The organism is Streptomyces sp. NPDC004667, assembly GCF_040609475.1.
Classification (GTDB): Bacteria; Actinomycetota; Actinomycetes; order Streptomycetales; family Streptomycetaceae; genus Streptomyces.
On the sequence record NZ_JBEXKC010000071.1, the window covers coordinates 29,556 to 40,758 of the forward strand.

General features: G+C 68.7%; 9 protein-coding genes and 1 pseudogene. 4 read left to right on the forward strand and 6 right to left on the reverse strand.

From position 1 onward, the window contains the following. The first annotated feature begins 1 nt into the window (after position 1). On the forward strand, positions 2–142 hold the full coding sequence (locus tag ABZW32_RS30310; protein WP_356221913.1) for a hypothetical protein: 141 nt from the start codon (positions 2–4) through the stop codon (positions 140–142). A gap of 160 nt (positions 143–302) precedes the next feature. Here ABZW32_RS30310 and ABZW32_RS30315 read toward each other — a convergent pair. Beyond that, positions 303–413, reverse strand: a pseudogene (locus ABZW32_RS30315) (ALF repeat-containing protein); the annotation flags it as partial. A 61-nt stretch (positions 414–474) separates the two neighbouring features. Continuing rightward, on the reverse strand, positions 475–669 hold the full coding sequence (locus tag ABZW32_RS30320) for a hypothetical protein (RefSeq protein ID WP_356221892.1): 195 nt from the start codon (positions 667–669) through the stop codon (positions 475–477). A gap of 724 nt (positions 670–1,393) precedes the next feature. On the opposite strand from ABZW32_RS30320, the gene ABZW32_RS30325 reads away from it, so the two are divergent. The 3 genes from ABZW32_RS30325 to ABZW32_RS30335 all read left to right on the forward strand — a co-directional run bounded on the left by ABZW32_RS30325 (position 1,394) and on the right by ABZW32_RS30335 (position 5,569). Then, a complete protein-coding gene (locus tag ABZW32_RS30325) occupies positions 1,394–1,936 on the forward strand; it encodes a hypothetical protein (RefSeq protein WP_356221895.1) in 543 nt (180 codons plus the stop codon). Positions 1,937–2,058: 122 nt separating this feature from the next. Continuing rightward, a complete protein-coding gene (locus tag ABZW32_RS30330) occupies positions 2,059–3,693 on the forward strand; it encodes a trypsin-like serine protease (RefSeq protein ID WP_356221897.1) in 1,635 nt (544 codons plus the stop codon). 262 nt (positions 3,694–3,955) lie between these two features. Continuing rightward, positions 3,956–5,569, forward strand: a complete 1,614-nt coding sequence (locus ABZW32_RS30335) for an FG-GAP-like repeat-containing protein (protein ID WP_356221900.1) — start codon at positions 3,956–3,958, stop codon at positions 5,567–5,569. Positions 5,570–6,187: 618 nt separating this feature from the next. Here the strand turns inward: ABZW32_RS30335 and ABZW32_RS30340 are convergent. From ABZW32_RS30340 to ABZW32_RS30355, 4 genes are all read right to left on the reverse strand, one after another. Further along, complete coding sequence (locus ABZW32_RS30340; RefSeq protein ID WP_356221903.1) at positions 6,188–6,451, reverse strand: hypothetical protein; 264 nt, start codon at positions 6,449–6,451, stop codon at positions 6,188–6,190. A gap of 91 nt (positions 6,452–6,542) precedes the next feature. Continuing rightward, positions 6,543–6,881: a hypothetical protein gene (locus ABZW32_RS30345; RefSeq protein WP_356221905.1), complete on the reverse strand. Its 339-nt coding sequence runs from the start codon at positions 6,879–6,881 to the stop codon at positions 6,543–6,545. Between the two features lie 398 nt (positions 6,882–7,279). Then, complete coding sequence (locus ABZW32_RS30350; protein WP_356221908.1) at positions 7,280–7,681, reverse strand: hypothetical protein; 402 nt, start codon at positions 7,679–7,681, stop codon at positions 7,280–7,282. Positions 7,682–7,755: 74 nt separating this feature from the next. Continuing rightward, positions 7,756–10,977: an ALF repeat-containing protein gene (locus ABZW32_RS30355; RefSeq protein ID WP_356221910.1), complete on the reverse strand. Its 3,222-nt coding sequence runs from the start codon at positions 10,975–10,977 to the stop codon at positions 7,756–7,758. Positions 10,978–11,203 lie beyond the last annotated feature (226 nt).

Consider the following 11,203-nt stretch of genomic DNA (forward strand, 5'->3'; position numbering starts at 1 on the left):
CTTGTCCGCAGCCTCCTTTGCCCTGGCCGACGCCTCCGAGGCACGGACCGAGGCCTCCTCGGCCTCCTTCGTCCGCGCGTCGGCCTTCGTTCCCTCGCGTTCGACGAGGGCGACGAGTTCCTCGATCTTCGAGGTCTCCTGATCCCGGGCCCAGGCGATGTGCTGTCCGATGTAGAGAAACCAGCAATGTCGGTTGACGTGCCGGACAGGGACCGGTCGGCGTACCTCTGCAGCTCTGGAACCGCCTGCACCGTCATCTTGCTGACTTCGGCGTGCATGTCCTGCAGCCGGGCGGTGTGCTGGCCTTCCATGAGGAACTGCTCCAGCGCGGCCTGGGTGCCGGCGTTGAGTGCGTCATTGCCGGCCCGGTTCACCCCCTTGCCTTCCGTGGCCATCACGGTGGTGGTGGCCACCCGGAGGTCCTCAACGATGCCGGGCTTGAAGCCGCCCTCCAGGTACGCGGCGATGGCGGAGTCACCGGCGTTCAGCGCGGCATTCGCCTCCTGGCGGGTGCCCCTTGCCGCCGCGCGCAATGGCAGCTGCGAGCGCGACGCGGTTGTCCTCGGACGTCGCCGAGGCGAGCTTGACGGCCAGGAAGTTCTGCACGTCGGCGTCGGAGCCGGTCAACGCCGCCGCGGCGGCGGACCGCACGGCCTTCCCTGCAAGCATCTACGCCTTGACGACCTTGGCCCGTTCCGTGTCCGGCAGCAGGAACAGATCACCCGTGTCGCCGCCTCCCGCCGGGGGCGGTCGGCCAGGGCTGTCACGGGGTTGAGTACAAGGCTGGAAGTGGTGACGACGGCCGTGGTGGCCGCGATGGCGCCGAGAATACGCCGTCTGCTCCAATAAGTGGTGCCCAAAACGGTCCTTAGCTTTCGGCGCCTGGCTAGCCGCATAAGAGGGCGACCTGGTCCAGGACAGCAGGGTTGAGGTGCGCTTCATTTACCGGAATGGAAAGCGTGACAAGGCTTGATCGGGAGCGCACCGCCACCCTACGTGCGACATGCAGCTTTGACTATACGTAAGTTGACGTCAAATCAACCATGGTTGCTGCGAAGGTTGTCCGATGCACCCTAAGTGGCGACCGCATGCGCAAGATTCCGGACATTTGCTATGGAACATGTGATCCCGCTCGGCCTCATCTCTTCGTTCGTGTGACCTAAATCACGGCTTCGAGGTGCCAGTGAATCGGCGTGCGCGAGCAACGAAACTGATCAAACGTCATATGGCGTTTCTGGGGCTTGATTTGTGTGGCAGGCGATCGGTTAGGATCGGCGCCGAAAGCGAGGAGGCCTCCGAGGGAAGTTGATCCGTTGTCGAGGCACTCGTCTTTTGCCAGGCGTAAGCCTTCACGCCCGTATGACCTATTCAGGCACGGCATGTGCCGGAACCAATGACTTGGGGCAGAGATGAAGACACGCAAGAAACTCCTCCGCACGGTGGGGGAGGCCATCGGCGCGGGTGCCCTGGCCTGGGTGGCGGTCGCGGGCGGCGAGATCACCGGCCGGTTGGGTCCGACGCGAACGCCGTCGCGCTGAAGGCGGTAGCCGACGAAGGACCGGGCTACGCGGTCGAGGACTTCGGCTACCCCAACGCCGACAAGATCCTTGAGGAGCGGAAGATCACCCTCAAGCGCGGTGACGGTCACATCGTCCTCGCCGACTGCGGCACCGCCGGCGAGCTGCTCAGGGTCTGGTCGCGCTCGGACGGGGCCGAGATCTGCTTCAAGGTTACCGGCATCAAGGGTTACCTCACCCTGGAGGTCCCGGCCGTCCACGCCATCAAGGGCAACAACTACGCCACGCAGGTCGACATGACCGTCGGCGAAGAAGAGAAGACGTTCGAGATCAAGAAGAACTCCTGGACCGGAGTCGGCGAGAGCGCCGATGCGGAGGGCCGGGACTTCATTCTCGTGGAGATCCGCACCGCCCAGTAGGCGGACGACACCAACCGCCTCGTATCACGTACCACACAGGTCGACGGCATCAACGAGCCGTCATCCGTCCCCGAACCCTGCTCCCAGGATGTGAAATGAAGTCTCTGCAATCCGTACAGTCCTTGAGTCGGGCAGCTCGCGGCATCGCTTTGCTCGTCTCCGCCGCCGCGGTCGCTGCAGGCCTCGTCTCGGCGGCTCCCGCCACGGCCCTGTCCGGTCATGATGCCCCGGCCACCCAGTACAAGTCCGTCGTGAAGCTGAACATCGGAGACGAGGCCAACTCCCGGGCCTGCACGGCGACCCTGCTCGACGACAACTGGATCATCACGGCGGCCAGTTGCTTTGCCACCACTCCCGGTACGCCGGTACCGGCCGGTAAGCCGGCACTGAAGTCCATCGCCACGCTCGCCGACGGTACGGCCGTCGAGGTCGTCGACCTCGCACCCCGCACTGACCGCGACCTGGCCCTGGGCCGCCTGGCCACCGCCGCCTTCAATCTCCCGGGGGCCAGGATCGCTCCCGCGGCCCCCACCGCCGGCACCGACCTGACCTCGGTCGGGTTTGGACGGACAAAGACCGAGTGGGTCCCGGACAAGTTCCACACCGGCACCTTCACCACCAACGCCTCCGACACCAGCACCCTCACCATCACGGGCAAGGGCGCCGACGTCATCTGCAAGGGCGACACTGGCGGTCCGCTGTTCAACTCGGCCGGTCAGCTTGTCGGCGTCAACAGTCGTTCCTGGCAGGGAGGCTGCCTCGGCGCCCCCGCCACCGATACCCGCACCGGTGCCATCTCGGCGCGGGCCGACAACCTGAGCGCCTGGACCGCCGAGGTCCGCTCGCTGACCCCCGGCTGGAAGACCGAGGCCGTCGTACAGGCGGGCACCTCCCTCTACCAGGGCATCCGCCTGGCCGACGGCTCCTGGACCGGCTTCACCGACGTCCAGTCCAAGGCGGGGAACGTCGGAGGCATCCGCACGGCCACTGTCGCCGGCATCGACGGCGACACCCACGTGGTGGCGCTCGGCACCAACGGCCACATATACCACACGATCCGCAAGGCGGACGGCGCCTGGCTGAACTTCGGCGACGTCGGTGCAGAGGCCGGCGTCCTGCCCAACGTCAGCCAGGTGTCCGCCGTCTCGACGGGTACCGAGATCCAGGTGGTCGCGGTCTCCAACGGCAAGGTCTTCCACAGCCTGCGCCGTGCCAACGGCACCTGGGCCCCCTTCGGTGACGTCGCCGCCGTCACCAGCCCCATGAGCAACGTGACCTCCATCGCCACGGCGAACACCGGTGGCGAGCTCCAGGTCGTCGCCATCAGTGGCGGCAAGACATACCACACGCTGCGCAACACCGGCGGCGCCTGGACCATCTGGGGCGACGTCGCAGGTATTGCCGGCGCCACGGGCCCGATCAGCTCCGTGGCCATGGCCGGCAGTGGCAGCACCGCTCACGTCGTCATCGCTACGGACAACGGAACCCGCCAGTACCACACCACCCGCCAGGGCAACGGCGTCTGGGGCACCTTCTCGGAGCTGACCGCCCACCTCGGCAACATCACGGTCAAGTCCGTGGGCGCCGCCGGCTTCCCCCATGAGGTCGATTTCGCCTTCACCACCAGCGACAACCGCGTGGTGTACACCTCCTGGAGCAACCCCGGTCGCCTCTTCACGAACCCGGTCACCGTGCCCACGATCCAGGGCATCGCCGCCACCCCCCTGGGCTCCGTCGCCCTCACCGCCACGCTCTGACCCGGCGGCGGTCCACCCCGGCTGCCTGCCCGCACACGTCCCCTAGCGGGGGCGGGCAGGCCCTCTCAGCCGCGGGCGGCGTTTACCAGCTGGTCCGGAGCAGGCGGCACGACAAGAAAGCACCCTGAGAGTGAGAACTGTGAGCAGGAAAGAGAGACTCGTCGCTTGGGCGGCAGGGGGGCTGATCACGGTGGCCGCGGCCTTCGCAGCGCTGCCGGTGACGCCCGTCGTATCGGCGCCGGCGCCGCCCGGGACGCCGCCGGTGCGGACGATCTCATACAACGTCTGCGGCGCGTATGCCGAGAAGTGCCGCAGCGAGATGTCACTCGCCTCGTGGGCGGACGGCCTGCAGGGGCACGTGTCCGGCTGGGACGCCGACGTGGTGATGCTCCAGGAGATGTGCAAGGGCCAGTACGACCGGCTAAGGCAGGTGCTGCCCGGCTACACCGGTGTGTGGACCAGCACCCAGACTGCCGACGGATGCGCGAAGTGGGGGGACGACAAGAGCTTCGGTCAGGCGCTGCTGGTGCGGGCCCCGCAGAGCGAGGTCAGCGGGATGTCTGCGGAGCTCACCCCGCCGGGCTCCACCGGGGAGAAACGCTCGGTGGTCTGTGCCAAGGCCCCCGTGGACGGGCGTGCCGTCCTTGCCTGCGGCACCCACCTGCGGCGCGACGACGCCGCGCAGAACGACACCCCGGCACTGATGGCGCGAATCGACACATGGGCGAACGGACTGCCGGTGATCCTGGCCGGCGACTTCAACGCCCGTCCCGGCTACGCGCACATGGACCCGGTGTACGCGGGTCGGCCCGGATCCCTGTCCCTGGCCGAGGCGGACGGCACCGACCAGCAGTACTTCACGGCCGCGTGCAAGGCAGCCGGCGCCGCGGAGTGCCGCACCGGCGAGCCGACCTTGGTCGACAACGAGACCGGCACGAAGTACGTCTCGAAGTTCGACTTCACCTTCTTCACCCGCCAGGACTTCCGGGACCTGCGCAGCGAGACGCTGGAGACCGGCTTCACCAAGGTCAAGGACCACTTGATGGTCCGCTCGGCGGCCTCGTTCCAGACTCGGACGCCGGTGGACGGGGATCTCACGGGCGACGGCACACCAGACCTGCTCGCGGTTCAGGAAGACGGCTCACTGCGGCTCTATCCGGGTCTCGGGAACGGCCGGTTCGCCCCGCACCGGGTCATCGGGACGAGCGGGTTCGCCGGTGCCGACGTGAGCCACCGCGGTGACTGGACCGGCGACGGCCGCGAGGACGTCGTCGCCCGGATCGGGGACGAGCTGTGGGTGTACCCCAACATCGGCCTCGGCAACCTCGGTGAGCGCGTCCCCATGGGTGAACGGCCCAAGGGCTGGGCGCACGCCACCGTCCTCGCCGTCGGTGATGTCGATGGGGACGGGCAGCCGGACGTCGCGGGCCGCAGTGTCAACGGCCTGTACCTGCACCGCGGCACCGTCGGTACCAACCCGGCCCTGACCCGTGACGCCGTGGTTCTGGGCGGGGCGGAGTGGAAGCCCGCCGACCTGCCCGAGATCCTGGCTCCCGGCGACGTGGACCGGGACGGCCGCGCGGACCTGTGGGCGCGCGCCTCGGACGGGCAGCTGCGGCAGTACCTCTCGAAGGGGGCGCAGGCGCTCCCGGCGCCCACCGCCCTCGGTTCCGCCCCTCGGGACACCCACCCGCTGGCCGGAACCGTCGGCGACACCAACGGTGACCGTCGCGCCGACCTGCTGCTCATCACGGCGCCCCAGGGCGACAACACCGGCAACCTGACCTTCCTGCCGGGCGACGCCACGGGCTCCGGGTTCGGCCCGTCCATAACCATCGGGGAGGGCGGCTGGCGCTGGATCCAGTCCATCCGCTGACCACCGAGTCCGCAGCCCTCCCGATCACCACGATTCGTACTATCTTTGGACCAGCCCCTCCAAGGAGCCGGACTCGCCCTCGTATTAGTTGGGTGCTGTACCAGCAGCAGACGAGGAGCCTCCTGGTAAGCCACCACAAGGCAGGTCTGCTACTGACAGACGGAAGCGGTGCCTGGGGCGGCTCCCCCTGTCGTGGGGTGGTGCACCCCTCATGGCCTCCACTGCCACGGAAGCGATGCTTCTCATCCACGGGGCTTGGGGGCGCTGGAGGTCTTGGTCTCGGGTGTGGGGCCGTCTGCCTGAGGCTGTGCGGACAGTGGCGTGGCCGGGGGCGCTCGGGTGGAGCTGGCTGGCCGGGCGGCCTCGACGTGGTGGACACGCGCGGCGATCCGGGGGCCAGAGCCGCCGTCCTGGTGCCGTTCTTCCGGGGAAACTCGGCGATGGAACGGTTCTGCACGGAGCGAGCCGGAGCGGGCTGACGTCTCCGGTCGACAGACACCGGCCACGTCGCCAGGAGGGACTGCTGGTACTAGGGCACCCGTGACAGCTCTGTGCGGCTTGTCCGCGCCGGCATCGCTGCGCCAACCCGGGCGTCGGCGCAGCGATGCCGTGGGCGGGTCAGCTGAACATGAGCAGGAGCAGCACGACCGGGAACAGGAATGCGACGGCCCCGGCGGCGATGCCCACGATGCACCGCACGCGCGCGGCGTCCTTGGAGCCCAGTCCGATCCCGCCGATGGTGATGCCGAGGGCGCCGAAAATGACCGAGAAACCAGGCCCAGTCCACTTCGCCACGACCAGGCAGGTCAGCCCCAACAGCCCGAAGACGAGCGCGCCCGTCCCGTGGAGAGTGGATCGCTCGTCCGTAGACGTGATGCCCATCCGCGTTCTCTCCCTCATCGCCGGGACGCTGCTCGCGCAGTGGGGCCCCGCCGCGCCCTCGTGATCGCTTTCTCCCTCGCTTCGGCAGGGGTCAGAAGCTGCCGTAGTAAGCGGCCAGGTCCGGCTCCGGGCACATGAGCGAGCCGATCAGGCACATCAGGTCCTTGTACTTCGCCTTGTAGACGTCGGTGACCTCTCCGCCGTCGGTGATGAAGATGTGGCGGTTCGGCACCGGGCGGTGCTTGCCGGAGCGGATGGTCCAGTTGCCGCTAGTGGTCAGGTTCATGGTGAACGCGCCGTCGATGCCCCCCTTGAACCCGAGCACGCCGTCGCAGAAGGGATTGCTGGCGTGCATGACCATCCGCACGTCGACGTAATTGCTGCCGGATCCCAGCTTCCTGGCCTCCATGTTCTCGTCACTGGCGGTCATCACCGCCCTGGGGCTGGCGGCGCCCTTGTCGTACAGCGTGGTCTCCCCGATGACACATACGCGGGATGCTCCCTGCGGCCGCCGTTCCCGGACTCCTGGCTGCGTTGGAGAACAGCGCAAGGTCCGGGAATCTCTGGTGCGGTGCCGGGGTGTGGTTTCAGACCGCGTGCTCGGTTTCGTCGACCGCTCCGTTCGGGCGTGGGTTCCCCCGATGTGGCAGGACCGTACGGGGAACCTGACGAAAATCAACCATGATTGATCATCGATAATCTGCAGTCGATGGTGAAGTGTTGTGCACTTACGGTCTCCCCGGGTGAAAGCCACACAGTAGTTCCGGCCTGGCCGGTACGCGGGACATCCCTGCGAGCGTGCGCGCAGCCGGCAGGTCGGCCGGAGAATCAGTTGCTCACGTACCAGAAGGCGGCGCCGAGAAAGGCGGGTAGGGTGAAGGCTATTTGGAGGGCCCACGGGGTGGCCGTTCCGTCCTCGGGCAGGTTCGGGTTCTCCGCCCGTTCGGCCATGTACGCGCGAAGTGCCTTCCCGTGCCCGAGGAAGCCCGTCACGATGGCCAGGTTGATCGCGCAGTAGACGGGGAGCAGTTCAGTGATGGGCCACTTGTAATTCATGGTATAAGCCATGACGGCGATGAACCCCGCGATCGGACCGCAGGACACGAAGATCTTCTGCCCTTTGCTGGCCATTCCCGGGAACAACGTCGCGAGATAGAGCGCCACGCTGGCCGCCGCGAATACCCACCACAAGGGAGAGCTTTTCTCTAGCACCGTTACTCTTTCGTCCACGGAGGCAGGAAGAAGCCTCTCTCACGGCGGATTGGCGGCGAGGTTGTCCCTCGCCGCCAATCCATTGGATCGTCCTACGCTGTGAACCAGCCTACGATGGCCGAAGTCGCGTTGTTGATCCCGCTGACCGTGGCCTTACCGACGTTGGTGGAAGCCATGGAGCTCGCCAGACTCCCCACGCTGCCGAGACCGATGCTCAGAGCCATACCGGCGACCCCGACGACCACCTGCTTGCTCCTCCAGCCATATGCCTTGGCGTTGTACAGGGTGCTGATCCCCGCGAAGACCAGCGAAGCCCCGCCCAGCGCGGCCGCCAGGGGCTGAAGCCCCGGTACGAATGCCGTGGCGAGCGCGGCCGCTCCCAAGCCGGCGCTGATCTTCGCCATGGTCGTGGCCGTCTCCGCGGCGGACGCCTGGGCTTCGTCCTTGTATTCGCCGGGGTTGACGGTGTCGTTCGCCGCGGTGTTGGCCGGATCGACATTGTTCGCCTTGTTCTGCCGAGCCTGCTCCGCGGCCTTCGCGGCCTCGGCAGTGATCTCGTTACTGCGCAGCTGCTCAGCGAACTGCTTGGCCTCGACAGCCGCCGCTTTCGCCTCGCCGGCGCTCTTGCCGGCAGCCTGCGCGGATGCGTACGCGCGGGTCGCGGAGGCCTTTGCGCTGTCGGCCGAGGCCACTGCGGCCCGGGCCGAGGCCGTGGCCTGGTTGGCGGAGTAGTTGGCTTGACGGCTCGAGGTGCGTGCGGACGCCGCTGCGGACGCCGCGGTGTTGGCCGAGGCCTTCGCGTCCGCGGCGGACTTGTCTGCGGACGCGGACGAGGCAGCCGCCTGGTTCGCGTACAGCTTCGCGTCCTGCGCCGACTTGGCGGCCTTCGAGGCCCATCCCTGGGCCTCCGTCGCAGCCTGCCGCGCTTGGGCGGCCGCCTCGGCCGCCTCGGCGGCGTCCTTGTAGGCGTTGGCGGCGATGCGCGCCGCCGAGTTGATCTGTGTGTTGATGGACTCCACATGGGTCGCGGTGTCGCGATCCGCCTCTTGCGCCTTGTAGTAGGCGTAGTTGACGAACTGCTGCACCATCCACTGCGGGCCCTCGAGGGCGGCCTGGGCCGCGGCCTCCACGTTGGGCCCCGCGCCGTTCAGCGCGGTCAGTGTCGCCGCGCGGTCGTCCTCGGTCTTCGCGGTCGAGTAGTCGACGAGCAGGAACTTGTGCAGAGCCTGGACGCTGCCGTTGTCGAGCGCCGCGCCGGCGCCGGCGGTGACGGCCTTGCCGGCGCCGTTCAGGGTCTGCAGCACAGCCGCCCGGTAGTCGTCCAATTGGACGTCCATGGCGCCTTGGACCAGGAAGTTGCTGACGGCCTTGGGGTCGCTGCTCTCCAGGGTCTTCTGTGCGGCCTCCGAGAGTACGACCCTGTTCTGCTTGGCCAGCGTGAGGACCTTCTCCCGGTCGTCGAGTCCCGCCGCCTTCGTGTATCCGGTCTTCGCCCAGTCGACGACACCCTGGTCGCCGGTGGTCAGCGCCTCTTGTGCCGCCTGCCGCGTCCAGACTCCCGCCGAGTCCATCAGGTTGAGCGCGGCCTTGCGGCCGAGCGCGGCGGCCTTGGCGGAATCGGTCTCGGCCTTCGCCCGGGCCAGCAGGTCCTGGGTCTCCTTGGTCGCCGACTGCTCCTGCCCCTGGAGCTTCTGGGCCAGGGCCTGGTACTGACTCTCTTGTGCCTTGAGCTCCTTGGCCACCTCGATGGCCAGAGCACGCTCTTCGCCGAGCTGGGCGGCTTCCGTGTCGCGGGCGAGCTCGGCGATGCCCTTGGCCTTCTCGACCGCGCTGCCCGCTTCCGCGGCGGCGGCGATGGCCGCATTGGCGTTCGCCGTGGCCTTGTTGGCCCACTCCACCGCCTGTCCGGCGTGCGCGGCCGCGTCCTCGGCCGCCGCCGCCGAGGCGTCGGCGTGTACAGCCGCGCTGCTGGCGGCGGTCCCTGCCTCGCGAGCCGCGGCCGCGGCCCGGCCGGCGAGGGTCGCCGCTCGGTTGGCTGCGGCCGTTGCGGTGTTGGCGGCGGACCGGGCGAGCTCCGCCGCCCTCCTCGCGCGCTCGGCCTGCGCCTGGGAGACGCCCGAGGCCTCGGCGGCGTCTGCTGCCGCCTCGGCGGAGTTCGCAGCGTTTCGCCCCGCGCGTGCTGCCGCGTTGCCCGACTCCTGGGCCGATACGCCGGCGTCGGCGGCGGACTTGGCCGCGTCGGCGGCCCGGCGGGCCAACTTTGCCGTGTCGCGGGCGGTCTTGGCGGCTTCGCTGGCCGCGCCCGCCTTGCTCGCGTCCTTGGAGGCCGCGGACGCTGCGGTGAAGGCGCGCACGGACGCCTTCGACGCGGCTGCCGCCGCACCGGCCGCGGCCTGGGCTGCGCTGGCCGCCGTCTGCGCGGCGGAGATCGCCGTACGGGAGGCCGAGATCGCCGTTCGGGCGGCATCGGCGGCGCCTTGGGCGGCGTCCGCCGCGCGTCCGGCGGCACGGGACGCCTTGACCGAATCCGCCTGGGCGTTGGCGCTCTCCTCTGCCGCCTTCAAGGCCGCTTTCTTCGCCTCGGCGGAGGCCGACTCGGCCCGTTCGGCGGCCTCCTTGGCGGCGACCTTCGCTTCGAGGGCACGGCGTCCGGCGCTCTCGGCCTGATCCACCAGCTGACTGATCGTCAGTGATTCCTGGTCGCGCGCCCGTGCCAGGTATTGGTCCTTCTCCAGCAGGCGTGTGATGTCGGCCGGCGTCCCGTCGAGGGCCCGGTTGACGGCCTCGGTCAGGTTCGGCCCGGCGCCGTTGAGCAGGGTGAGGGCCTCGACACCCTGGTCTTCCTCGCGCGCCTTGTACTGGCCCGACTGGAGGAAGGCGTCGAGGGCGGCGGCGGAGCCGTTGTTGAGCGCCTTGTTCGCCTCCAGGGTGACCGCCTTGCCGCCCGTGCCCAGGACGGTGAGCACCGCGGCCCTGCGGTCGTCGGCCAGTGGGGCCTTGTAGCCCTCCGTCACGAAGGCGTGCAGTTGCGCGTCCGTGCCGGAGAGGGCGGCCTGGATCGCTGCCCTTACACCGGGGCCGGCGTAGTTGAGCATCGACAGGACGGCGACGCGTTCGTCCTCGGTGCGGGCGCGGGCCATCCCCGTGTCGAGGAAGGCCTTGAGTTCGGCGTTGCCGCCGACGAGTGCCGTCTCGGCCTCCTGACGTACCGCACGGCCGCCGAGCTGCCACGCGTCGAGGACCTGGGCGCGCGCGTCGTCGGGCAGGCCCACCTCGGCCGCCGCCGCCGAATCCGCCCAGGCCGTTCCGAACATGCTCAGGGCCATACCGAGGGCGATCCCGGATATGCCAATGCGGCTTCGTTGTTTTAAGCGACGTCTGTTTCTCATGACTGAATTGACTCCACATGGTCTCAATTGGGCGGGCAAAAGCGGTGGTTGAGTGCGTTACTTGGCTGCGGTGATTTGCAGCAGCGTGAAGTCGCGGCGCTGGGGGTCGGCGGTCTCGCCGATGTTGGTCCAGGCGTTCTTGGTGAGGTCG